This is a genomic window from Streptomyces sp. C36, assembly GCF_040932295.1.
Taxonomy (GTDB): Bacteria; Actinomycetota; Actinomycetes; order Streptomycetales; family Streptomycetaceae; genus Streptomyces; species Streptomyces triculaminicus.
Window position 1 is genome coordinate 553,074 of record NZ_JBFQGI010000001.1, and the last position, 22,202, is coordinate 575,275.

At 73.4% G+C, this 22,202-nt stretch carries 23 protein-coding genes and 1 riboswitch; of the genes, 6 read left to right on the forward strand and 17 right to left on the reverse strand.

Translation table 11 applies throughout. From position 1 onward, the window contains the following. Positions 1-34 precede the first annotated feature (34 nt). On the reverse strand, positions 35-493 hold the full coding sequence (locus AB4K12_RS02380) for an acyl-CoA thioesterase (RefSeq protein WP_368432532.1): 459 nt from the start codon (positions 491-493) through the stop codon (positions 35-37). Positions 494-633: 140 nt separating this feature from the next. Next, a riboswitch (cobalamin riboswitch) is annotated at positions 634-804 on the reverse strand. 245 nt (positions 805-1,049) lie between these two features. On the opposite strand from AB4K12_RS02380, the gene AB4K12_RS02385 reads away from it, so the two are divergent. Continuing rightward, entirely contained in the window at positions 1,050-1,499 is a 450-nt protein-coding gene (locus tag AB4K12_RS02385; RefSeq protein ID WP_368432533.1) for a DUF6098 family protein, read from the forward strand. 139 nt (positions 1,500-1,638) lie between these two features. Next, on the forward strand, positions 1,639-2,469 hold the full coding sequence (locus AB4K12_RS02390; RefSeq protein WP_368432534.1) for a DUF1206 domain-containing protein: 831 nt from the start codon (positions 1,639-1,641) through the stop codon (positions 2,467-2,469). Positions 2,470-2,523: 54 nt separating this feature from the next. Here the strand turns inward: AB4K12_RS02390 and AB4K12_RS02395 are convergent, their stop codons facing one another. Beyond that, a complete protein-coding gene (locus tag AB4K12_RS02395; protein WP_368432535.1) occupies positions 2,524-3,270 on the reverse strand; it encodes a helix-turn-helix transcriptional regulator in 747 nt (248 codons plus the stop codon). A gap of 140 nt (positions 3,271-3,410) precedes the next feature. Here AB4K12_RS02395 and AB4K12_RS02400 point away from each other — a divergent pair, with 140 nt between their 5' ends. After that, positions 3,411-4,601, forward strand: coding sequence for an MFS transporter (locus AB4K12_RS02400; protein ID WP_368433133.1), 1,191 nt, complete (start codon positions 3,411-3,413; stop codon positions 4,599-4,601). Between the two features lie 122 nt (positions 4,602-4,723). Then, positions 4,724-5,119, forward strand: a complete 396-nt coding sequence (locus AB4K12_RS02405; protein WP_362261174.1) for a hypothetical protein — start codon at positions 4,724-4,726, stop codon at positions 5,117-5,119. Between the two features lie 117 nt (positions 5,120-5,236). Here AB4K12_RS02405 and AB4K12_RS02410 read toward each other — a convergent pair whose 3' ends face one another. The 3 genes from AB4K12_RS02410 to AB4K12_RS02420 all read right to left on the reverse strand — a co-directional run bounded on the left by AB4K12_RS02410 (position 5,237) and on the right by AB4K12_RS02420 (position 6,332). Beyond that, positions 5,237-5,509, reverse strand: a complete 273-nt coding sequence (locus AB4K12_RS02410; protein ID WP_368432536.1) for a hypothetical protein — start codon at positions 5,507-5,509, stop codon at positions 5,237-5,239. A 166-nt stretch (positions 5,510-5,675) separates the two neighbouring features. Then, positions 5,676-5,897 (reverse strand): hypothetical protein, encoded by a 222-nt coding sequence (locus AB4K12_RS02415; RefSeq protein WP_368432537.1) that lies wholly within the window; start codon positions 5,895-5,897, stop codon positions 5,676-5,678. Positions 5,898-5,975: 78 nt separating this feature from the next. Then, positions 5,976-6,332, reverse strand: a complete 357-nt coding sequence (locus tag AB4K12_RS02420) for a zinc ribbon domain-containing protein YjdM (protein WP_368432538.1) — start codon at positions 6,330-6,332, stop codon at positions 5,976-5,978. A 230-nt stretch (positions 6,333-6,562) separates the two neighbouring features. Between AB4K12_RS02420 and AB4K12_RS02425 the strand changes: the two genes are divergently transcribed. Beyond that, complete coding sequence (locus tag AB4K12_RS02425; RefSeq protein ID WP_368432539.1) at positions 6,563-7,402, forward strand: SDR family NAD(P)-dependent oxidoreductase; 840 nt, start codon at positions 6,563-6,565, stop codon at positions 7,400-7,402. 35 nt (positions 7,403-7,437) lie between these two features. Here AB4K12_RS02425 and AB4K12_RS02430 read toward each other — a convergent pair whose 3' ends face one another. The 12 genes from AB4K12_RS02430 to AB4K12_RS02485 all read right to left on the reverse strand — a co-directional run bounded on the left by AB4K12_RS02430 (position 7,438) and on the right by AB4K12_RS02485 (position 20,226). Beyond that, positions 7,438-8,145, reverse strand: a complete 708-nt coding sequence (locus tag AB4K12_RS02430; RefSeq protein WP_368432540.1) for a ribonuclease H — start codon at positions 8,143-8,145, stop codon at positions 7,438-7,440. 30 nt (positions 8,146-8,175) lie between these two features. After that, positions 8,176-8,538 (reverse strand): hypothetical protein, encoded by a 363-nt coding sequence (locus AB4K12_RS02435; RefSeq protein ID WP_368432541.1) that lies wholly within the window; start codon positions 8,536-8,538, stop codon positions 8,176-8,178. A gap of 103 nt (positions 8,539-8,641) precedes the next feature. Further along, complete coding sequence (locus tag AB4K12_RS02440) at positions 8,642-9,169, reverse strand: nucleoside 2-deoxyribosyltransferase (protein ID WP_368432542.1); 528 nt, start codon at positions 9,167-9,169, stop codon at positions 8,642-8,644. 23 nt (positions 9,170-9,192) lie between these two features. Continuing rightward, positions 9,193-9,810, reverse strand: a complete 618-nt coding sequence (locus AB4K12_RS02445) for a class I SAM-dependent methyltransferase (protein WP_368432543.1) — start codon at positions 9,808-9,810, stop codon at positions 9,193-9,195. Between the two features lie 65 nt (positions 9,811-9,875). Further along, complete coding sequence (locus AB4K12_RS02450) at positions 9,876-11,762, reverse strand: hypothetical protein (RefSeq protein WP_368432544.1); 1,887 nt, start codon at positions 11,760-11,762, stop codon at positions 9,876-9,878. A 99-nt stretch (positions 11,763-11,861) separates the two neighbouring features. Continuing rightward, positions 11,862-13,091: an MFS transporter gene (locus AB4K12_RS02455; protein WP_368432545.1), complete on the reverse strand. Its 1,230-nt coding sequence runs from the start codon at positions 13,089-13,091 to the stop codon at positions 11,862-11,864. 91 nt (positions 13,092-13,182) lie between these two features. Beyond that, positions 13,183-14,463 carry an ATP-dependent carboxylate-amine ligase gene (locus tag AB4K12_RS02460; RefSeq protein WP_368432546.1) on the reverse strand — a complete coding sequence of 427 codons (1,281 nt, stop codon included), beginning with the start codon at positions 14,461-14,463 and terminating at the stop codon, positions 13,183-13,185. After that, entirely contained in the window at positions 14,460-15,638 is a 1,179-nt protein-coding gene (locus AB4K12_RS02465; RefSeq protein ID WP_368432547.1) for a DegT/DnrJ/EryC1/StrS family aminotransferase, read from the reverse strand. Before AB4K12_RS02465 ends, AB4K12_RS02460 begins: the two co-directional genes overlap by 4 nt. After that, entirely contained in the window at positions 15,635-16,798 is a 1,164-nt protein-coding gene (gene blsG, locus AB4K12_RS02470; protein WP_368432548.1) for an arginine 2,3-aminomutase, read from the reverse strand. Before blsG ends, AB4K12_RS02465 begins: the two co-directional genes overlap by 4 nt. Positions 16,799-16,938: 140 nt before the next feature. Further along, on the reverse strand, positions 16,939-17,901 hold the full coding sequence (gene blsF, locus AB4K12_RS02475) for a CGA synthase-related protein (RefSeq protein WP_368432549.1): 963 nt from the start codon (positions 17,899-17,901) through the stop codon (positions 16,939-16,941). Continuing rightward, a complete protein-coding gene (gene blsE, locus AB4K12_RS02480) occupies positions 17,889-18,881 on the reverse strand; it encodes a cytosylglucuronate decarboxylase (RefSeq protein ID WP_368432550.1) in 993 nt (330 codons plus the stop codon). The genes blsF and blsE overlap by 13 nt, the downstream gene beginning before the upstream one ends. A gap of 76 nt (positions 18,882-18,957) precedes the next feature. Continuing rightward, positions 18,958-20,226 carry a hydroxymethylcytosylglucuronate/cytosylglucuronate synthase gene (locus AB4K12_RS02485; protein ID WP_368432551.1) on the reverse strand — a complete coding sequence of 423 codons (1,269 nt, stop codon included), beginning with the start codon at positions 20,224-20,226 and terminating at the stop codon, positions 18,958-18,960. Positions 20,227-20,550: 324 nt separating this feature from the next. On the opposite strand from AB4K12_RS02485, the gene AB4K12_RS02490 reads away from it, so the two are divergent. After that, positions 20,551-22,191, forward strand: coding sequence for an ABC-F family ATP-binding cassette domain-containing protein (locus AB4K12_RS02490; protein ID WP_368432552.1), 1,641 nt, complete (start codon positions 20,551-20,553; stop codon positions 22,189-22,191). Positions 22,192-22,202 lie beyond the last annotated feature (11 nt).

Here is a 22,202-nt window from a genome sequence, read left to right on the forward strand (position 1 = left end):
GCGCCCCGGCACCCGGAGCACGCCCGGCCGGCGATCAGCCCCGGTCGGCGGGGGCTTCCGGCACCGCCAGGGGCGGTACGGGGCGGGGGCACCCCTCTGCGTCGACGGCGACGAAGGTCAGGCCGGCGTTGGCGACCTCGGCCGTGGGACCGGAGGCGTTCCAGCGTTCGGCGGTGACGCGGACCGCTACGGTCATCGACGTGCGGCCGGCTCGGCGCAGTTCGGCGTGAGCGCTCAGCAGGTCGCCGGCGCGGACCGGGGCGAGGAAGGACATGCGGTCCACGGAGACGGTCACGGCCGGCCCGTCGGCATGACGCCCGGCGGCCGCGGCGGCCGCGTCGTCGATCAGCTTCATCACGACGCCGCCGTGGATGGTGCCGTACAGATTGGTGTCGTGCTCGCTCATGATGTGGGCGAGCGTCACCCGGGAGTCCGCCGGGGTCTTGGGCGCGCGGGCCGGGGCGGCTTCGGTGTCCTGGGGGCTGATCGTCACGTCAACTCTCCTTCGCGAGTCGAGGATCGGCCTCGGCGGCCCGCCGGGACGCGAAGGACACGGCGCGATCGGCCGTGTCGCCGACCCGCCCTCGAGGTCACCGAGTGGTCCGCGTGCGACCGCCGCACGCGGGCAGCGGCAGGTCTTCGGACTCGCGGACACGCCTCGTCCGGCGGGACCGGACGGGGCTCCTACTGGCCGTCGCTTCCCGGACCCGTGGCCCCGAGGGCCGCTGATCCAGTGCGTATGACGGCGGTCGTTCCCGCTCACCGCTGCGGGGCAGTCCCGGAATCGCACCGGGTTCCCTCTTACGACGCCTCCCGCCTGGCGGACGGGGCGAACCAGCTGCGTGATCAGCCTACGGCCCCACCTGCGCGGGCCTTCATGTTTCCTCCCGTGACGGGAGACACGTTCTTCTGTCACGGGGACACGTTTCCCGCGACGGGGGAGGCGTCCGGCTGCCCGGGTGGTTCGTGCGGCCCCCGCGTTATCGGTGCGCCGGGACGGGGAGGCGTGTGCTGAAGGCCGCCCTGCCCGGGCCCACCCAGGAGGTACGGTGACGAACGGCCCCGGTGACCTTGCCACCCTGCACAGCCTGAAGGAGGTGGCCGACCGGATCAGGCGTGAACGGCGCCTGTACGTGCGCTGGTCCCTGGGCCCCGGGGTCGATCTGTCCGCCACCTCCAGCAGGGACGAACTGACCGGCGTCCCCCTGCCCGGGCTGTCCGCCAGCCCCCTGGACGTCGAGTCGTGGTGGGAGGACCGGCCGCTGCGGATCTGGGCCGCCCGCCGTCTGTACGACTACTGCCACCTGCCCCGGACCAGGGGCGGCGACGTACGCCCGTGGCTGCTGCGGGGCCGCGAGTGCGGCCGTGGCCCGGACAACGAGCCCCTGGTCAACGACGTCGAGCCCCTGGCCTGGATCGACCCGTGGGTGATCGACGAGGCCACCCGGGAGATCGAGAGACAGCCGGGCCCATGGGGGCCGGTGAGGCGCAAGTCATGACCCCCGTGAGCCGGGGGACGACGGCCGGGCGCCTCCGTCCGGCGCCCGCCCCCGCGCGGGCCGTTTCGTCCCCGCGTCCGGGGGCAGCCGATCCTCCCCATGGCAGGGGGACGGAGCGCGCGACGCGAGAGGCGGCGTGATGGGTCGGTGGTCGAACGACGGCGGCGCGCGGGCGGCCCGTGGGAAGGGCACGGCCATGGCGGCGCGCGCCGGACTGGTGGCACGCGGCGTGATCTACCTCCTCGTCGGGGTGCTGGCGCTGCGCATCGCGCACAGCGGTGGTGGCGGCGGCGAGCAGGCCGACCGCGGGGGAGCGGTGCAGGAGCTGGCCGAGAAGCCGTTCGGGCAGGTGCTGGTCTGGGCCGTGGGCATCGGCCTGATCGGCATGGCCCTGTGGCGGCTGTCGGAGGCGCTCTTCGGGGCGGCGGGCCCCGACGGCCGGAAGGCCCGTACGCGGCTGCTGTCGGCCGTGCGCTTCGTGTTCTACTCCGTGGTCGCCGGCTCGGTGATCGCCTTCGCGGCGGGTGAGCGCGGCAGCGGCGCCGGCTCGACCGACGAGCAGTCCAAGGACATCACCGCCCGGGTGCTGGGCTGGCCCGCCGGCCAGGCGCTGGTGATCTGCGCCGGGGCCGCCCTGGCCGGCGCCGGCGTATGGATCGCCGTGCGAGCCGCCCTGCGCACGTACCGCCGGCAGCTGAACCTGGGGGACATGTCCGAGGGCACGCGGCGGACGGTGGACGTCCTGGGGGTGGCCGGCGGCGTCTGCCGGGGGTTGCTCTTCGCCACGGCGGGCGGCTTCGCCATCCAGGCGGCCGTCGCCTACGACCCCGACCGGGCCAAGGGGCTGGACGACACCCTGCGTACCTTCGCCGGAACGCCGGCCGGCCCCTGGCTTCTCACCGTGGTGGCCGTGGGGCTCGTCCTGTTCGGACTGTTCTCCTTCGCGATGGCCAGATGGCGCAACGTGTGAGGTCGCCGCGACGGGGCCGGTTCCTGACCGGTCCCCCCGCGGGCTTCAGGACTTTCAGGGACGTCGGTTGTGGGTGCCGGGGGTGTAACCGAAGGCGCGGTGGAAGACCTCGATGAAGGCGCTGGTGGAGGACCAGCCGCAGCGGTGGGCGACGGCGGTGACCGGGACGTCGTCGGCCAGCATGCGCAGGGCGTGGTAGAGGCGCGCCTGGGTGCGCCATTGGGGGAAGGTCATGCCGAGTTCGCGGCGGAAGAGGCGGCTGAGGGTGCGCTCGCCGGCCCCGGCCGCGGCGCCGAGAGCGGCGAGGGGGCGGGGGTCCGCCGGGTCGTCGTGGAGGATCGCGCAGACGGCCGCCAGGCGGGGGTCGGCGGGGGCGGGCAGCCGTAGGGGCTGCTGGGGCGAGGCGCGCAACTGGTCGCGGAGGACGGCGAGCAGGCGTCGGCGTTCGGCGCCGGTGTCCTCGGGTGTGCGCGTGTAGGCGCGGATCAGTTCGCGCAGCAGCGGGCTGACGGCGAGGACGGTCGGCGCCTCCAGGCCCGGCGGGTTGTCGTCGGCGGGCAGGCCGACGAGGTGCAGCTCGAGGTGGCCGTGGGCGCGGTGGGCGTGGACGGTGCCCGCGGGAACCCAGATGGCGCGTGTGCCGGGCGCGAACCATGTGCCGGCGTCGGTGGTGACGGCCAGGACGCCCGAGCCCGCGTACACGAGCTGGTGGTCGTCGTGGTGGTGCGCGTCGACGCGTTCCCCCGCGACCAAGGTCCGGGCGCGGGTGGGGGCCTGGGGCATGTGGCGGATTTTCGGCACAGGTTGGCAGTTTATCGAAAGCACGACACGCGCGGCGTCGCCACGATCGAAGGGTGTCCACCAACCGCACCGTCTCAGCCGCATCGAACGCCGCATCCGACTCGATCGCCGCAACCGGCTTACGAAGGAAGCCCCGGCCCATCACCCTGCTGTCCCTGGGGCACGCCTGCGTCGACATCTACCAGGGGGCGGTGGCCGCGCTGGTGCCGTTCTTCGTCTCCGAGCGGGCCTACACCTACGCCGCGGCTTCCGGCATCGTTCTGGCCGTCTCCCTGCTCTCGTCGGTGGTGCAGCCGCTGTTCGGGGCACTCACCGACAAGTGGGCCATGCCGTGGCTGCTGCCTGCGAGCACGCTGCTGGGCGGCGCCGGCGTCGCACTGAGCGGCGTCGTCGGCTCGTACGCCCTCACCCTGACCGTGATCGCCGTATCCGGGATCGGAATCGCCGCCTACCATCCCGAGGCCGCTCGCGCGGCCCGGGCCGCCGGCCGCGGCAGTCACACCGCGATGAGCTGGTTCTCGCTCGGCGGCAACCTCGGTTTCGCCGCCGGCCCCCTGATGGTCTCCGCGGTCGTCGCCACCGGAGGCCTGCGGGCCTCTCCGCTCCTCGCCGTCCCCGCCCTCGTCGGCGCGGCCCTGAGCGCGGCCGCGCTACGCGCCGTCAGGACCCCCGGCGCGAAGACGGCGGCCGCCGGGGCGAGCGAGGCCACCGCCAAGGACGACTGGTCGTCCTTCGTCACGCTGTCCGGGGCCATCGTGTGCCGCTCGATCGTCTTCGTCGGCCTGAGCACGTTCATCTCCCTCTACGCGCGCCAGCGCACCGGCGGAGGGGACCTCTCCGGCACGGCCGCCCTGTTCGTGCTCTACCTCGGCGGCGCGGTGGGCACGGTGGCCGGCGGGAAACTCGCCACCCGCTACGGCCGCATCGGGGTCGTCCGGTGGTCGTACGCCCTGACCGTCCTCGCCGTCGCCGGCGTCGTCTACGTCCCGGGTCCGTCGCTCTACCTGTTCGTCGCGCTCGCCTCGGCCGGGTTGTACGTGCCCTTCTCCCTGCACATCACCCTCGGCCAGGACTACCTGCCCCGCCGCGTCGGCACCGCCGCCGGCGTCACCATGGGACTGGCCGTCAGCGTCGGCGGCCTCGCCGGCCCCCTCGTCGGCGCCATGGCCGACGCCACGACCCTCCAGACCGCCCTCGCCCCCCTGATCGCCCTGCCCGCCCTCGGCTGGCTCCTCCTGCGCACCCTCCACGAACCCGTCGCCGCACCACCGGCACCCGCCCCGGCCTCCGCCCCCGACCCCGGGCCGGCCGGTGCCACGGAGACTGCCTGAGCGCATTCAACCGGTCGTTCACGCTTGTGGCTTAAAAGCCCTTTGTTATCCATGTGTCGGTCTGGGCAGTCTTGCTCCTGCACCAATCGGAAATCTTTTCGTCCGTCAAGAGGAGAGACGTCATGAAGCTCACCGTCCGGACCGGGATCGCCGCAGTGGTCGCCGCGGGAGCCCTTGCCGTGGCCGTCGCCCCGGCTTCCGCCGCCGTCGCCGGCGACGTGGCCACGGGTACGCACGCGGTGGTTCCCAACCCGAAGTCGATCAAGCCGGCCGCGTACAACCAGGCGCGGAGCATCCTGGCCAACGCCGGCAGCCAGACGGCGGCCAAGTCGCACCCCGTTCACGGGAAGGACGACGTGCCGGTCGGCTACGGAACGAGCCTGCTGGCCGCCGCACGCGACGAGTTCCGGAACACCGACAAGAAGCTGCCGGCCAAGCAGAAGAAGTCCGGCATGTCCATCCCGCACTACAACGCGATCCACAGCGCGGCCAAGGTGATGGGCATCGACCGGTGGTGACGCGATAGCCGTCGGCACACGCACGGCCCCGCCCCGGTGACACGGGAGCGGGGCCGGGTGCGTCCCGCCGGGAGCCCGTACGCCGTGCGGGACCGCCGTGCGCCGGAACGGGACGCCTCAGGCGCGGCGGCGGCCGCGGCCCATGACCTGTGCCACCCAGCCGTACGGCAGCTCCTGCCCGTCGACCGTCACTTTCTCGACCGCACGCGTCTCGGGATCGATCTCCGCCTGCACGCCGTCCCCCTCGTAGCGCGGAAAGCCGGAGACGCCCATCTCGCCGGTGGCCTCGACGGTCGCGGAGCGCAGCGGGGCACCGTGCCGGGGGCGGTTGTCCTCGTCGGTGAGCTGGGGCCTGAGGACGACGGTGTAGCGGTCGGGATGGGCGTTCATGGTCCGCCAGGCTAACCGCGCGGTGGGGCGCGGCCGGGGCGACCGGGCCGGGCCGTGTCCGAATGGGCGAAGGCTGCGCCGGCCCCTGCGCCGGGCGGGTGACCGGCCGCGTGGCCCCGACGCCGTGATCACGGCGAGCGGCGCCCCGAAGGCGCCGCCCGGCCGCTCAGGGGGCCGTCCACTCGTGGGGCGGGCTTCCCGTCCACTCGACCACCTCGGGATCGTCGAGCAGCTCCTCGGCGTCGGGCAGGCCGGCCCGGCGGAGGAATTCCACGACGTCGGCGTCGTTGTAGGCCAGGCCGAGGCTGTGGTCGACCCCCTGCCGACGGACGACCACATGGCGGCCGCCTCCGGCGTCGAGCTTGTGGACGGATACGGGCGCGGCCATGGCACCAGGGTGCGTTCCCGGGGCACTCCCCGCACCTGGGGCCCGCGGGGAGTGCGGGCCGCGCCCCGGCGTCGTGGATCAGGCCTTCCGGACCACGCTGGACTTCAGCTGCATGGCACCGAACCCGTCGATCTTGCAGTCGATGTCGTGGCCGTCCACGCCCTGCACGAGGCGGATGTTGCGCACCTTGGTGCCCGCCTTGATGCCGCTCGGGCTGCCCTTGACCTTCAGGCTCTTGACCACCGTGACGGTGTCGCCGTCGGCGAGGACGTTGCCGACCGAATCCCTGATCACTCCGTCCTCAGCCGCACCGGCGGCAGGCTCCGCGGACGCGGGCGACCACTCGTGCCCGCATTCCGGGCAGATCAGGAGCGCACCCATCTCATAGGCGTACGTACTGGAGCATTCAGGGCACGGCGGAAGGTTCTCGGTCATCCGGAGAGTGTATTTCAGACCCGGGGCGGTACGCCCCACCGACCGCTTCCGGCCGCCGTGGGCCCGGCCCCGGCCGGCCCGTCCGCTTTCCCTGGTTTCCCGGTTTCCCGGCCATTTTCACCGTAACCGAACCGGGGGCCGGAATGCATCGGCCCGCAGAAGGATGTCCATGCGACCGCCGGATCCCTAATCTCTGAATCCGGAGCGGCCCTGTGCGATGGGGAGGGGATATGGACGACCTGGAGAACAAAGTCGCCGTGATCACCGGCGCGGCGAGCGGAATCGGCCGTGGAATGGCCGAGGCGTTCGTCGACGAGGGAATGCGCGTGGTGCTGAGTGATATCGAGGAGGCGGCGCTTCTCTCCACCGCGGCCGGTCTCCGCGACGGGGGCGCGGACGTGCACGCCGTGGTGGCCGACGTGTCGAAGGCGGAGGACGTCACCGCGCTCGCCGCGTCCACGCTGGAGAAATACGGCGCCGTGCACGTGGTGTGCAACAACGCGGGCGTCTACGCCGGCAGCAGGCCGAGCTGGGAGAGCACGCTCGACGACTGGGCCTGGATCCTCGGGGTGAACCTGATGGGCGTCGTGCACGGCATCCGGGCCTTCCTGCCCGTCATGATCGAGCAGGACGAGGAAGCGCACATCGTCAATACCGCGTCGCTGGCCGGCCTGATGACGGGCGGCTCGCTCTACGGCGCGACGAAGTCGGCCGTCGTCGCCCTGTCGGAGACCGTGCAACTCGAACTCGCCGGCGGAGGTCTCAAGCCACGGGTATCCGTGCTGTGCCCCGGCCTGGTCGACACGAACATCTTCCATTCCCAGCGCAACCGCCCCGACCGTTTCCCCGACGCGGGCCCGTTTCCGAGCGGCTGGGACACCGAAGCGGCCCGGAAGGCTTTTCGGCGCGGCACCGGCCCGCGCACCATCGGCGAGCATGTGGTGCGGGCGATGCGCGAGCAGCGTTTCTACGTCCTGACGCACCCGGAATGGGAGGAGCACATCAGGGACCGGACGGCGCGGATCCTCAGCGGCGACGAACCGACGACGCTGCCCCCGCCGGGCGGCTGACCGGATGATCGCCGGCCCGGCGGGAAGCGGCCCGCTCAGCCCGCCGTCGCCGTGGCGCAGGCGAGGTGGCCCCAGCCGTCGGGGTTCTTCGCGATCGTCTCGCCCTTGTCGTACGACCGTCCGCAGCGGCAGCGGCCGGGGAACTTCGCCTTGAGCGATCCCCGGGTCCGCCCGCTCTGCGGCCGCCGCTCCCCCGAGGCGTTCGACGGCTTACGGGCACGACCGCCCGCACCGGCTCCGGTCGCGGACCCGGGCTCCGGCTCCGGCAGCGGGGAGCCGAGCGAGGTGCCCGCGGCGATCTGCGCACGGGCGGTGTGGCTGGCGGCGGCGTCGGCGGCGGCGTTGAGGGGGTCGCCGTCGACCTGGTGGGCCGGAACGTAGACGAAGTCGACCGTCCGGCCGGTCAGCAGTTCGTCGATCCGCATCACCAGGGGCCGGTTGGCCACCGGGCTGCCCGAAGCGGTCTTCCACCCCTTCCGCTTCCAGCCCGGCAGCCACGTGGTCACGGCCTTCATCGCGTACTGGGAGTCCATCCGCACCTCCAGGGGCACGGCCGGGTCGGTGGCCTCCAGCAGCTCCTGGAGCGCGGTGAGTTCGGCGACGTTGTTCGTCGCGGTGCCCAGGGGGCCGGCCTCCCAGCGGTGGATCCCGCCCGTGGCGTCCCCGATGACCCAGGCCCAGGCGGCGGGCCCGGGGTTCCCCTTCGACGCGCCGTCACACGCGGCGATGATCTTCTCGTGCATCCCTCTATGGTGCCAGCCCGCCAAGAGCGGTCAGACCGTCTTCACACGCAGCACGGCGAGGAGGATCAGGATCACGGGCGGCAGGAGCCACCACGGCCCCAGCGTGCGGCGCGCGGAACGGGTGAGGGTGAGGAGCAGCGCGAGGCCGCTGACGTGCAGCGCGATGAAGCAGACCGCCGAGATGCCGGTATAGGCGTTGTCGTCCCAGATGCCGTCGGGGTGGACCATGTACGCGGAGCCGACCAGGAACGCCGACAGCAGGTGCAGGAGGACCAGCGGCCCGCCGATCACCATGCGGAGACAGCCCAGCTCTCCCGGCTCGCCGCTGTCGTTCGGGCCGTAGGGCGGGGGCAGGTCCGCGGGCCTCCGGGGCTCGGTGGGTACGGGGGGCATCGCCGGGTGTTCCTCACGCTCTCGGGGCCGTGATCGGCCCCGGTCGCGATCACCGTACAGAGGCCGATGGCCGCCGCGGTGCCCGGGTGCGGCGGCCGGCCGTTCAGCGTTCGCCCCTCTCCTCCCGGCGGCGGGCCACCGCCTGGTGCAGGGCTTTGTCGACGGCGGTCAGGGCGTCGGCGACGTCGGTGTGGAGGACGTACTCGACCGTGGCCACGGTGTGCAGGCCCTGGACGAGGAAGGTGTAGTCCCGGCCCCTCTCCAGGAGCAGAACGATCGGTTTGCCGAAGGCGCTGGCCCAGCCGATCTCGATGTGGGTGCCGGGAGAGGCGGGGGAGCCCGGGAGGGCGACGAAGGCGTCGGCCTTGCGGATCTCCTCCTGGTCGATCCGGGTGCACACCTCCGGGCGCATCAGGTCCGCCCCCCACGCCTCGCGGCGGTGCGCGTTGTGGACGGAGAGGCCCTGCGCCTCGAAGTGCTTGATCAGGGTGTCGAAGGGGGAGCGGGCGCTCTCGGGCATCTCTCCGGTGGCCGGGTCCAGGAGCTGGAGGAAGGGGCCGGCGAGAAAGACCGAGCGAATGCCCGGAGGGTGGGTCACGGCGTCGGTGGCGGGGCGGGGCGCGGATGTCATCGAAGCCTCCAAGGCGGGCGTCGTCAGTCCTTGCGGAAGCACTGGATGTAGGCGTCGCCGCTGGTCCCGTAGGTGTACTCGGTCGTGTCGTACGCCCGGTAGGGGTGGCGCTCGACGCGGATGGTGCGGAAGTGCGGCAGGTACTGCCAGCGGAGCTCCGGCTTGGTGCTGAAGAACGGGATGAACACCCCGCCGGGGCGCAGGACGCGGACGACCTCCGGCATGGTCCGGTCCCACAGCTCCTTGTCCGTCCAGACGTCCATGTCGAGGGCCGGGTCGAAGAACATGCCGTCGACGCTCTCCGACGGCAGCTCGAAGACGCGCCGGAAGAAGTCGCCGCGCTCGATGGCGAGGTTGCCGGGCAGCCGCGGGTGCCGGGCGCGGAAGAGGTCCTCGACCTTGTCGAAGAGCTCGAGGACGGTGTGGCTGCGGGTGGCGGGGTTGTTCGCGATGCGCAGGGCGGACAGGCCGAGGCCCAGGCCCACCTCGTAGAAGTCGTGGCCGTACTCGCACAGCATGTCGGCGCTCGCCCACATGAGGTCGCGTTCCCACGCCTGCATGGCCTGCTCGCCGTCGATGCTCAAGGTCACCTCGCCGTCGTGTTCGACGAGTTCGATCGCGGGCGTGGCCTGGTTCTTCATGACAACCGTCCTTCGTCCGTCGGGGCCGGCCAGTGGTGGTTCCGTCGGGGTGCGTGCGGGCCGTCTCACGCGCGGCGCGGTACGACGCCGAAGTGGCGCCGGGCGGTGGAGACGGCGAGGTCCTGCACGGCGAAGACCGTGAAGTAGTAGGCCTGGGGCGCGGTGGCCTCGGCGAACCGCACCCGGAAGAGCACGTCCCGGGGCTGCTCGTGCGAGGCCCGCACCTTGACCGTGGCCGGCTCGACCGTGGTGTCCTCGCGCAGGTACGTCGGTACGAACAGGCCGAGCCGTACGGGGCCGGGCCGGGACGCCGTGAGCGCGGCACGTACCTCCAGCACGCCGCCCTGCCCGACCTCGTCGTCCGCGTACGCCAGCAGCGCGGGCGCGTCGGGCACCCGGAAGGTGACGTCGCCGCAGCGCATGCAGACCGCGCAGGTGGTGTCGAGGACGTGCGGGAGCAGGCCGCGCCGGGTGAACTCCTGGGCGGGGCGGCCGCAGTGGCAGGTCACCTCCCGCACGTGCGGGTCGAGGGAGCTGCGGTCGCCGAAGTGCGCCGGGTAGTTCATGATCTCGTTCTCGGGGTTCTCGGCGACCTGCTCGGCGATCACGTGGTCGAGCGACTGCAGGTCGGCGGTGAGCGAGGCCCGGATCTCCTGCGGCGACCGGTCGGCGGAGTGGGTGGGGCGGGCCACCCACTGGTCCACCTTGCGGGCGAGTCTGGCCAGCCGGGGGCGCAGGGCGTGGTGGTGCGGCAGCAGCTCGGAGGCCAGCAGGGCGGTGAGCCGGCGGCCCGTGGTGAGGACCAGGGGATCGGGCCGGTGGTCGGAGGGCGCCGGCGCGGGGGGCGCGTCGTCCGGCTCGCCCGGCATGCCGAAGCGCATGAACGCCGGATAGGGGTGCGAGCCCGCCAGGCTGGCGTTGAGGGTGTCGACCGAGTCCGCGCCGGAGAGCGCGGCGCGCATCCACGCCACGTTCTCGGGCCGGTCCGAGTCGTGCACGGAGACGGCGGAGACGACGGTGCGGGCGGGGCCGTCGAGGGCGTTGAGCAGTAGCTGGTACTTGGGGTCGTAGAGCGCGAGGTCGGCGAGCGGGCCGCTGTTGCAGGCGCTGAGCACCAGCTCCACCGCCTCCACGCGGTGGAGGGGCACGAGCTTGTCCTCCGGCTTGTAGCACGGCAGTCCGTAGGCGCACCGGGGGCCCAGCAGGCCGGGAACGGCGGGAACGGCCGGGTTCAGGCCGCAGATGGTGAACTCGCCGAGGTTGACGCTGTCGTCCTTGCCGTGGCCCTGGAAGACGACCCTGCGCCACCGGGTGCCGAGGATCTCCGCCTGAATGTCGGCCCGTTCGAAGTCACGGTCGTCGAAGACCTTGACGCCCGGCAGGTGCGGGGGCCGGTCGGTGTCGGTGAACAGGCCCAGCGCCTCGACGCCGGCGTCCGGGCGGGCGTACTGCTTGGCCACGTTCCAGGCCACGGACGCGCCGTCGCGGCCGCTCAGCAGGGTCAGCGCGTGCTCGGGCCCCCGGTAGGTGGCCAGGAGCAGGGCCCGTACGGGGGAGAGGTTCATGCGGTCGTAGCAGCCGACCACCACCAGCGTGCCCGGGTAGCGGTCGTGGAAGCCGGCGTCGTCGAGCTCCTTCTCGTCGAGCCACTCGCGGGCGAGCGGACGGGCCAGCTCCGCCACACCGACGGGCAGGTCGCCGGACCCGAGCACCACACCGAAGTCCAGGGGCGCCGGAGGGCGGACGGCGCTGTACAGGCCGTTGGCCGCCGCCACGCCGTTGGCCAGGTCGGCACGGCCGTCGACCGGTACGGGCACGGGCGCCCGGCCGGGCGCCGCCAGGAACTCCCCGACGGCCGCGGGGAACCGGTCGAGGGCGACCGTACGGAAAGGGCCGCTGACCGGCGAGGCGGACGGCTGCTCGGGCCGCCGACCGTTGACGGCAGGGTTCATGGGACGTTACCTCGTGTTCTCGGCTGACCTGGACGAGCTGGAAGGACGCTGGAGGAAGAGGGCGCGGGGTGGGCGGCGGCCGGGCGGGGCCGGCCCCGCTCACGCGGCGCACCGCGCGGGCACGGTCGTAAGGCGGCCGAGCAGCCCCCGGCAGGCGAACGCCAGTGCCGCCCCCGCCAGGGCCACGCCCGTCGCCGCCGCGAACACCCCGTGCGGTCCGACCGGTTCCATCAGCAGGCCGCCGGCCTGCTGGCCCACGGCGTCGCCCACGACGGTCGCCAGGGACGCCCAGGTGAACGCCTCCGTCAGCAGCCTGCCGTCCGCGACCGTGCTGACCAGCGTCATCTCGCAGGCCGACACCAGGGCGATGGGAGCGCTGCCCACCGCCAGGGCCACCCCCAGCGTCAGCTCGGAGACGGCCAGCAGCGGCAGGGCCGTGCCGACGGCGTAGGCGAGCACCAGGCGAGGGAAGCGCCGGTGCACCACCACCTCCGACTGCGAACGCCCCAGCCACAGCGCGCCGACCGCGCTGCCGACCCCCCAGCACGCGTACACCACGCCCGTGCCGCCCGGCGATCCGTGCGTGTCGACGAAGGCCGGAATCGCCAGCGTCATCAGACCGATGGGCACCGCGCACACGGCCATGACGCCCGTCAGCGCCAGCATCGCCGGTTCCCTGAGCGGCCCCAGAAGGCTGTGCGGCACCCCGTCCGGGCGGGGGGCCGCCGCCGCCGTGCCGGCGGGCAGCGGCGTGAGGGACAGCCCCAGGGCGCCGACGCCGCCGATGACGGCCACCGTCGTCAGCGCCAGAGCGGCCGATCCCGTGATCATCAGCGTGGCCAGCATCAGCGGCGCGCCGATGACCAGCACTTCGGTGAGCAGCGCCTCCCACAGGTAGGCGATCTCCCGTTCGTCGTCCCGGAGCGGAAGCCGCGCCCACAGCGAGCGCATGCAGGCGTTGGCGGGCGGCAGGGCCACACCGGCGACGGCCGCCACGACGGGCTGCGCCCCGTCACCCGGACCGGTGGCCCACACCAGCACGGCGAGGGCCGACGGGTAGAGCAGGCCGGTGGCGACGAGCACCGGGCGCCGCCCCCTGCGGTCGACGTACCGGGCGACGAGGGGCCCGCCCACCGCCATGCCGACGGTGTAGAGGGCGGCCACCAGCCCGGCCCGCGCATAGCTGCCGCCCTGCTCACGGACGACCAGCACCATCGCCAGCGACATCAGGTACACCGGCATCCGGGCGACCACGCTCCACCAGGCCGGGCCCGCGACATGGCGGCGCGTCAGCAGCTCGAGGAACCGGCGGGGCAAGCCGTTCGACACTGTCTCGGTCTCCGTTTCGGTGGCCGCGCCGTGGCGCCGGGCGGCGCGCGGGCGGGCGGGGTCGGGGCCGGCCGGGGCAGGGGTGCCGGGGTCAGGAGTGCGGGGCGGGGGCCTCCCGCGCCCCGGCGGCGGGAGCCACGTCGATCGTGAACACGCCCAGGACCTCGCGCATGCGCTGCTCCACCTCGCCGATCGACGTGCCGGTCACATGGACGTACCCGGAGGCGTTGTGCGAGGCACGGCGTGCCGCCACCGCGTCGCCGACGCCCACCCTGAGAACGGCGTCGACGACCCCGGGGATGCGCAACAACTCCTCCCGGGGAGTGACGGCCCGCACGACGCCCGAGCCCGGCAGCGGCAGCAGCAGGTCGCCCGCGCAGCGCCGCTCGCCGTACCGCAGCGCGGGGCGCCGGCCCAGGTACACGTCCAGCGTGGCGCCGAAGACGTCGAAACCGTAGGCGTGTCCGTGGTTGGCGGTGATCTCGCAGCCCGCCAGCCGTACGCCGATCTCGCCGGCGTAGGCCTCCCCGTCGACGGCGAAGAACTCCATGTGGAGGTAGCCGTGGTCGAGGTCCATGCCGGTGACGATCCGCTGCAGCAGGGCCCTCAGGTCCAGAGGTGGCCCCTCGCCGGTGGCGACGCTGATGTTGGCGTTCATCGCGCCGTCGACGATGTCCAGCGGGCGGCACGGCATCGCGCTCGGCCAGGCGTCCAGCACCCGCCCGTCGTGGACGAGGCCGCACACCTCCCACTCGGTGCCGCCGAGGTACTCCTCCACCATCCACTCCCGCGCGCCGAAGTCGATCCCGGCGAGCGAGGACGGCCCGGCCAGCCGGAAGGTGTCCACGCAGGCGAAGGAGTCGGTGGGCTTGAGCACCAGCGGCCAGCCGCACTCCGCCGCGAACCGCTCGGCGTCGGCCGCGCACTCCACGCGCGCGTACCGGGCCGTACGCAGCCCCAGCTCCCGGAACCTGTCCTTCATGGCGGCCTTGTCCCGTACCCACGTCACCTGCCGTTCCGTCAGGTGCGGCAGGCCCGCGAGCCGCGCGAACCGCTGGGCCACCGCCTGCCGGGGCTCCGAGGGGTTGCAGAAGCGGACGGGCGGTACGGGCAGGCCGGCGGCCCACGTCCCGTAGCGCCGGACCTCCTCCTCCAGCGGCACCCCCTCACGCACCCAGAACGCCGGCAGGTGCGCGGTCTCGCGCAGATAGCCGTCCGACAGGTCGCGGCGGACCTCGGCGAAGCGCAGCAGCACCAGCCGCCCGGCCAGGTGCCGGGCCGCGTACCGGGTGAAGGAGGTGGCGCGGTCGTCCGCCATCAGCAGCACCGGGCCGTCCTCCGGGCCGGCTCCCGTCGCGGGGCCGCCGTTCACACCGCCTCCAGCGCCTGGCGCAGGGTCTTGACCGCGATGATGTGGTCCTGCTCGGAGAGCTCCGGCGACAGCGGCACGCACAGGGTGCGGTCCAGCAGGTCGCGGGTGCGGGCGAAGCCGTCGCGGCTGAGCAGCAGCGGGTGGTCCGGGGCCAGGCTCCAGGGGAAGCCGTCGGCGTAGAGGGACCGCCGGCCGGTGAACACCGGGTGCTCCGGCAGCAGGTATTTGTTGAGCGTCCAGCTGGCGATGCCGCGCCCGGTGAGCGACGCCACGGCCGCGTCGCGCAGTTCCCGGCTCTCCCACCGGAACCGCAGGCTGATCTTCACATCGCCCGGGGCCCGGGGCAGGACGCGCAGGTCCGTGCGGTCCGGCAGCGCGTCCATGGCGATCGCGTGGTGGCGCTCGAGCCCGGCGAGCACCTCGTCGAGGTGGCGGAACTGCTGGAACTGGATGGCGGCCACCCCCTCGCTGGTGACGAAGTTCTCGCCGTAGTGGGCGTCGGGGTTCCACGTCGGGTAGCGGCCGGGCACCCGGGCCGAGCCGTGGTCGTGGTAGCGGCGCATGGTCGCCCACGCGTCGGGGTCGCACGTCGCGATCAGGCCGCCCTCGCCGGAGGTGAGCACCTTGTTGTGGTGGAAGCTGAACGTGCCGGCGTAGCCGGCGGTCCCGGTGTGCCGGCCGTCGGGGAGGACCGCGCCGAGCGCCTGGGCGCAGTCCTCGACGACATAGGGCACACCCTCCGGCAGCGGCGCGACCGTTCCCTCCATATGGGCGACGATCACCCGCTCGGTGCCCGGCGGCAGCAGGGTCGTGTCCAGGGACAGGGAGTCGTCGACGTCGACGAGCACGGGGATCAGCCCGCTGGAGAGCACCGCGCCCGCGACGGCCACGAACGTGACCGCCGGGATGTGGACGAGGTCGCCGGTGCGGGGGCGGGTGGAGATCAGGGCCAGCCGCAGGGCCTCGGTGCAGTTGTGCACCGCCAGGACGTGCGGTGCGCCCAGCCGTTCGGCGACGCGGCGCTCCAGGCGGGAGGCGATGCTCTCGCCCTCCGTCTGGTAGCGGAACAGCACGCCGTGCTCGATCGCCTCGCGCAGCTCCCGCATGTCCGACCAGTCGAGGTAGTTGGCCCCGTAGGGCAGGAAACGCTGTCCGAGTCGCTTGCCGAGGCTCATCGCGCATCACGCTCCGTGATCGGGTACGCGGCGGTGTCGACGGCCATCTCCTCGCCCCGGTGATTGCGCAGGCTCAGCCCGTCGGGGGTGCGGGTGAAGTACGGCCGGGCGAGGGGGACCTTGCCGATCCTGGTGGTCAGGACGTACTGCGGCACTCCGAAGCCGGTGATGTGGCCCTGCAGGCCCTCCATGATCTCCCAGCCCTTCTCCACGGAGGTCATGAAGTGGGCGACACCGGTGACGTTGTCGCAGTGGTAGAGGTAGTAAGGGCGCACGCGGATGCGCAGCAGCTCGGTCATCAGCGTGCGCATCGTGGCGACGTCGTCGTTGATCCCGCGCAGCAGTACGGTCTGGTTGCCCACCGGAATGCCGTGGCGCAGCAGCCGGTCGACGGCGGCGGCGGACTCCTCGGTGATCTCCTTGGGGTGGTTGAAGTGCGTGTTGAGCCACACCGGATGGTGGCGGGCGAGCATCTCGCACAGGCCGTCGGTGATGCGCTGCGGCAGCAGTACGGGGAACCGGCTGCCGATGCGGATGATCTCCACGCTGGGGATCGCCCGCAGCCCCGAGACGATCTCCTCGAGCTTGCCGTCCTGGTACGACAGCGGGTCGCCGCCCGTCAGCAGCACGTCGCGGATCTCGGGGTGCTCGGCGATGTAGCGCAGGTCCTCGTCGAACGAGCCGCCCTCGTCGTCGCGGAAGTAGGTGCCGGTGACGTCGGTGGTGTGGAACTTGCGGGTGCAGTGCCGGCAGTAGACCGGGCACGCCTCGGTGACCAGCAGGATCACCCGGTCCGGGTACTTGTGCACCACCCGGTTGGTCTTTCGGTAGTAGGTGTCGCCGACCGGGTCGACGTCGCTGCCGGGAAACCGCTCGAATTCGCCCGGCGCGGGCACGGCCTGCAGGCGGACGGGGCAGGCGGGGTCGTCGGGGTCCATCAGGGACGCGTAGTACGGGGTGATGCTCCAGCGGTACCTGCCCGCGGAGTCGGCGATGGCCTTCTCCTCGTCGGGCGTCAGGCGCAGCCACCGCCGCGCCTTCTCGGTGGTGTTGACGCGCTTGCGCATGTGCCAGCGCCAGTCGTCCCACTCCGCGGCGGGGATGCGGGGCCGGAAGCCGGGGTCTGCTGTCGCGTCGTGTTCGCCGTGCGTGCCGGGCATGGCGGCTCCAGTGTCGACGGGCGGTCGGTGACTCATGTCGCCTGACTCATGTCGCCTGACTCATGTCACCTGACTGGTGTCGGTGACTCGTGTCGATGGCTCATGACGTGCGAGGCCCCGCGTCGCCGCGGAACGGCCGGTCACGGAGGTGCGAACGTGAGCTGGCGCAGACCGCGGGCGACGCGCTGGGCCCCCCGCAGGTCGTCCTGCGCCGGATCGAGCGCGCTCCACGCCGCCGCGTCCCCGGAGGGCGTCCACGGGGACGGGTCGCCCGGGTCGCCGGCCACGGGCACGGGGAGCGCGCGGGCCACCCGCCCGGCCAGGTCCCGCTGCGCGGGCCCCAGCGGGGGCAGCAGGGTCAGGGGCGCCCGCCGGGCGTGGGCGAGCACCAGCGCCCCCAGCGTCGGCGAGGCCACGAAGGCCCCGGCGGCGGCGTGCAGCGCGTCGACGTCCACGTCGGCGGCGCGGCTCAGCCGCACCCGCCCGGACCCGCCGGCCGCCCCGAGCACGGGACGCAGCAGGCCGAGCCGGGTGTCGCAGACCACCTCGCACCGCCCGCCGGCGTCCGTCGCCGCCCGGACCAGCGCCCGCAGCGGCCCCGTCGCGAACGCCTCGGCCTCGGCGTCCGGTACGTCCCAGAGGGACAGCAGGAGCAGCGCCCCCGCACGCACCCGGTCCCTGGCGGTACGGGCCGGGGCCAGACTCCCCGCGGGCCGGGCACCGCCCCCGGGCGGCCAGGGGCCGGGCAGCCAGCCGGGCCGGTGCAGCCGCTCCATCGCCCCGTCCAGGGAGCACGCGACGGTCGTCCCCCGGTGTCCCGAGCGCAGGTGGACCACCGGTACGCCGCGCTCCAGCAGGCGGCGGGCGGCCGCCTCGTCGTCGCAGACCAGCGCCGCGTCCGGCGGCGCCCCGCCGGCGTCCGTCGTCGTGGCGACCCCGCCGAGGTGCGCGGCGACGCGCCGGCACGCCAGCACCGAGTCGAGCTCCTCGTCCCGCGAGACCAGCAGCACGCGGCGGCGCGGCCCGGCGGCCGGGGCCGGGTTCGGAGGTGAACCGCCGTACCGCGGGAGCGGCGTCGTGCCGCCGGGGTTCAGTACGTCCATGGCGGCACCGACCCGAGCCGGGCGACGTCGTCGCTGTAGCCGGCGGCCGTGGTGGAGCAGCCCCCGCACAGGGCGGGGCCGTTCTCGCGGAAGTAGTCGGCGTGCGCCCGGAAGACGGGCGTGTCCAGCAGGACCGTGCCGTTCTCGCGCAGGGGGGCGCCGCCGGCCGGGGTGTCGCCGTCCTCGCGGTGCGGCAGGCAACTGCAGGCGTACATCCGCCCGAACCGTCCGTCGACGTAGATGACGTCGTCCACCACGTGGCACAGCGGCCGGGAGGCGCGCGGGGTCAGGGAGCGGGTGAAGTACCGCTGCCGTTCCTCGGCGGTGTCCCCGTAGAACCGCTTGCCCAGCGGAACCAGCAGGGAGCGCGGGTCGGCCTCGTAGACCGGGTCGCACACCTCGCGCACGTGGCCGGGGTCGGGGTAGGTGATGGCGCGTTCCAGCTTCAGCGCGGACAGCTCCCACTGCCGTACGCCCGCCTCGGTGAGGACCTGCTGCAGCAGGGGCATCTCGGTGTAGTTGTGCGGCCCGACCACGGTGTTGACCCGTGTCAGCACGCCGAGCCCGGCGGCGGCGCGCAGGCCACGCAGGCCGTTGTCGAACATGCCGGGGGAGCGGCGGTAGACGTCGTGGGTCGCGCTCGAGCCGCCGTCCAGGCTGACGATCACCTGGGCGAGGCCCGCCGCCGCGAGCCGTCCGGCCATCCTGGGCAGCATCATCCCGTTGGTGATGAGCGACATCCGCATGCCCGCCGCCGTGCCCGCGGCCACCAGGTCCACGACGTCCTGGTGCATCAGGGGCTCGCCGCCGGTGAAGCGTACGTACCCCACCCCGGCGGCCAGGGCCTTGGGCAGCAGGTCGTCGAAGTCGGCGGGGGAGAAGCGGTAGGCGTCGCGGGAGAGGGCGAACTCGCACATGAAGCAGTCGGCGTTGCAGGCTTCCAGGATTCTGATGAAGAGGTAGCGCTGACGCTCAGGCATCGGGACGAGGCCTTTCGGGTGGCGAGGACGTGGGTGGCGACGGCCGGGTTCGGGGACCCGGCGACGACGGCCGGGTTCAGGAGCTCGGCGGCGACTGCCCCGCCGCCGCCAGTACGGCGTCGGCCACCTGCGCGGCGCCCCCGGTGCCGACGGCTGTGGCGAGCGCCCCCCAGTCGGCGGGTTCGGCGGTGTGCCGCAGGGCGGCCAGGATGCGGTCGCTGAGCGCCGCCACCACGCGCTCGGCGTCCGCTCGCGCGGCCGCCCGGCCGATCGCCTCGTAGATCAGTTCCAGTGCGTGGTCCTCGCCCTTCGCGCGCATGGCCAGGACGTCGTCCTCGCGCAGGACGTCCGCGGGCCAGGTGACCTGGACGTCGGCGCCGACCGCTTGGCGTTGGAACCGGGCGTTGAAGATCTGGCTGAGGTTCTGCGGGGGCAGGCAGAGGGTGGGCACCCCCAGGCTGCCGGCCTCGAGCAGCGTGGTGAGCCCCGGGGAGGCGAGGAGCGCGTCGCAGCCGGCCAGTTCGGCGAGGAACGCGGCGTGGGGGAGGGCTCCGGCCGTCACCCGCAAGGGCAAGGGGGACCGGCCGACGAAGTCGGCGAGGAGTCCGGCAGGGAGATTGCCCGCCAGCCGGACGTCGCGCACGCCGTGGGCGGCGAGCGCCTCGAGGACGGCCGGGACGACCAGGCGCGGGTAGCTCGTCCAGTCGGCGAGCCGTGGCGCGCGCAGACCGCCCAGGCTGACGACGACCTTGCGGCAGGGCCGCCCGGCGCTCCCGCCCGCGCGGGGCACGGGAGGCGTGCCGACGATCGCCTCGACCCAGCGCAGCCGGGGGATGGACGCCAGGATCCCCTGGCACTCGGGCGGGAGCTCGGGGGAGCGCTGGGCGCAGTAGACGGTCGCGTCGAGCGGTAGAGAGGGGCGGTCGCCCTCGGTCCACAGGAACGGCAGGCTGTCCACGAACACGGTCGGCACGCCGGCCGCCTCCAATGCCCCCGCGACCGGCCCGTCCAGCACGACCAGGGCCGCCTCGACCCCTTGGGAGCGTACGACCTCCTCGAGCGCGGCCCGTGCGGCCGGCCCGGACTCCGGCAGGTCGTACCAGTGTTCGACGGGGTGCTCGGTCAGCAGGGGGCGGCCGAGGCCGGAGCCGAGCCCGATGAACCGCAGCGGCACCGGTGACCTCTCGCGCAGCGCGGACAGCACCGCGCTCAGCTTTCCCGAGCTGCCCCAGCCGAACTCGGCCCCCGACAGGGCGATGGTGAGGGCCTCCCGGCCCGGTGCGGGACCTGGGGTGGGGGCGCTGGGGGAGGGGTGCGGCGGACGGACATCGGGATCTCGACGCATCAGTGATCTTCCGGCTTCCTCGGGGGATAGGTGCCGGGGCCAACGTTCGCGCAGGGTCGTTGAAGGCACAAGGACGGGCATCGTTGGATTTCGGTCAGACGATGATGAATCAGGTGACAATAGATAAGTAGGTTAAATCCTCTTTCTCTTGTCCCTGTGCCCCACGAGGTGCTCCGGCATGCCCACTGTGGCCCCTGAGGCGAACCCGGCGGTGCCCGGCTCGCCGACGAGGGGCGTACGCCCCGACGCGCACGGCCGGGTGGAAGACAACGGCTTGGCCTTAATGAGCCGGAGACCGAGCGCGCCCACGGCTACGCTCCCCGCATGGGCTACCTCGAGGCCGGCGCCCTCACCCACACCCTGGCCGACGGGCGCGAACTCTTCCGCGATGTGTCGTTCCGGCTGCCCGGCGGCGAGACCGTCGCCCTGATCGGCGACAACGGCGCCGGCAAGACCACCCTCCTGCGCATACTGTCCGGGGCGCTGCCCGCCGGGCGGGGGACGGTACGCAGCCAGGGGGCCGTCGCCGTGATGCCGCAGTTCATCGGCAGCCTCCGCGACGGCCGCACCGTACGCGACCTGCTGCTGTCCGTCGCACCCCCGCGCCAGAGGGCCGCCGCGGCCGCCGTCGACGCCGCCGAACTCGCGCTCATGGACCACGACGACGAGCCAGCCCAGCTGCGCTACGCCGAAGCCCTCACCGCCTGGGGCGAGTCCGGCGGCTACGAGGCCGAGGTCCTCTGGGACACCGTCACCGTCGCGGCCCTCGGCCTGCCCTTCTCCACCGCCCAGTTCCGCGACGTCTCCACCCTCTCCGGAGGAGAGCAGAAACGCCTCGTCCTGGAGGCCCTCCTGCGCGGCACGGCGGACCTGCTCCTGCTCGACGAGCCGGACAACTACCTCGACGTGCCCGGCAAGCGCTGGCTCGAGGAGCAGCTCCGGCGCACCCGCAAGGGCGTCCTGCTCGTCACCCACGACCGCGAGGTCCTCAGCCGGACGGCCACCCAGGTGGTCACCCTGGAGGGCGGCTCGGCCTGGACGCACGGAGGCGGCTTCGCCACCTGGCACGCCGCCCGCGAGGCCCGCTGGGAACGGATCGCGGAACTGCGCCGCCGGTGGAGCGAGAAACACGAGCAGCTCGAGGACCTCGTCCGCACCCTGCGCCGGCAGGCGTCCATCAGCGACGAGATGGCCTCCCGCTACCACGCCGCCCAGACCCGCCTGGCGAGGTTCGAGGCCGAAGGCCCCCCGCCGGCCCCGCCCCGGACACAGCGCGTCGCCCCCGCCCTGCGCGGTGGCCGCACCGCGCTCAGGGCCGTCACCTGCCGGGACCTCGAACTCACCGGCCTCATGCGCCCCTTCGACCTGGAGGTCTTCTTCGGCGACCGCGTCTGCGTCCTGGGCTCGAACGGCTCGGGCAAGAGCCACTTCCTGCGCCTGCTGGACGAGAGCGGCGCCGACGCCCCGCCCACCGTCGGCCACTCCGGAACCTGCCGCCTGGGCGCACGCGTACGGCCGGGCCTGTTCGCGCAGACCCACCGGCACCCCGAATGGGTGGGCCGCACCCCCGCCGACATCCTCGGCCGCGGCGACGGCGACCGGCAGGGCGTCGACCTGCGGGACGCCATGTCCGCCCTGAGCCGCTACGGCCTCGCCGGCGCCGGCCGGCAGAACTTCGAGACGCTCTCCGGCGGCCAGCAGGCACGGTTCCAGATCCTCCTGCTGGAACTGGCCGGGGCCACCCTGCTGCTCCTCGACGAGCCCACCGACAACCTCGACCTCATCTCCGCCGAGGCCCTGGAAGCGGCCCTGAACACCTTCACCGGCACCGTCGTCGCGGTCACCCACGACCGCTGGTTCGCCCGCGCCTTCGGCCGCTTCCTCGTCTTCCGCGAGGACGGCCGGGTGGTGGAGAGCGACGAACCGGTCTGGGACGAGGGACGCGTAACCCGCGCCCGGCGATGAACCGGCGGACG

Coding starts and splice junctions, on each gene's coding strand:
- AB4K12_RS02390 (WP_368432534.1), top strand. CDS start 1,639: ATGGGTCGGTGGTCGAACGACGGCGGCGCGCGGGCGGCCCGTGGGAAG.
- AB4K12_RS02405 (WP_362261174.1), top strand. CDS start 4,724: ATGAAGCTCACCGTCCGGACCGGGATCGCCGCAGTGGTCGCCGCGGGA.
- AB4K12_RS02410 (WP_368432536.1), bottom strand. CDS start 5,509: ATGAACGCCCATCCCGACCGCTACACCGTCGTCCTCAGGCCCCAGCTC.
- AB4K12_RS02415 (WP_368432537.1), bottom strand. CDS start 5,897: ATGGCCGCGCCCGTATCCGTCCACAAGCTCGACGCCGGAGGCGGCCGC.
- AB4K12_RS02420 (WP_368432538.1), bottom strand. CDS start 6,332: ATGACCGAGAACCTTCCGCCGTGCCCTGAATGCTCCAGTACGTACGCC.
- AB4K12_RS02425 (WP_368432539.1), top strand. CDS start 6,563: ATGGACGACCTGGAGAACAAAGTCGCCGTGATCACCGGCGCGGCGAGC.
- AB4K12_RS02430 (WP_368432540.1), bottom strand. CDS start 8,145: ATGCACGAGAAGATCATCGCCGCGTGTGACGGCGCGTCGAAGGGGAAC.
- AB4K12_RS02435 (WP_368432541.1), bottom strand. CDS start 8,538: ATGCCCCCCGTACCCACCGAGCCCCGGAGGCCCGCGGACCTGCCCCCG.
- AB4K12_RS02440 (WP_368432542.1), bottom strand. CDS start 9,169: ATGACATCCGCGCCCCGCCCCGCCACCGACGCCGTGACCCACCCTCCG.
- AB4K12_RS02445 (WP_368432543.1), bottom strand. CDS start 9,810: ATGAAGAACCAGGCCACGCCCGCGATCGAACTCGTCGAACACGACGGC.
- AB4K12_RS02450 (WP_368432544.1), bottom strand. CDS start 11,762: ATGAACCCTGCCGTCAACGGTCGGCGGCCCGAGCAGCCGTCCGCCTCG.
- AB4K12_RS02465 (WP_368432547.1), bottom strand. CDS start 15,638: ATGAGCCTCGGCAAGCGACTCGGACAGCGTTTCCTGCCCTACGGGGCC.
- blsG (WP_368432548.1), bottom strand. CDS start 16,798: ATGCCCGGCACGCACGGCGAACACGACGCGACAGCAGACCCCGGCTTC.
- blsF (WP_368432549.1), bottom strand. CDS start 17,901: ATGGACGTACTGAACCCCGGCGGCACGACGCCGCTCCCGCGGTACGGC.
- blsE (WP_368432550.1), bottom strand. CDS start 18,881: ATGCCTGAGCGTCAGCGCTACCTCTTCATCAGAATCCTGGAAGCCTGC.
- AB4K12_RS02485 (WP_368432551.1), bottom strand. CDS start 20,226: ATGCGTCGAGATCCCGATGTCCGTCCGCCGCACCCCTCCCCCAGCGCC.
- AB4K12_RS02490 (WP_368432552.1), top strand. CDS start 20,551: ATGGGCTACCTCGAGGCCGGCGCCCTCACCCACACCCTGGCCGACGGG.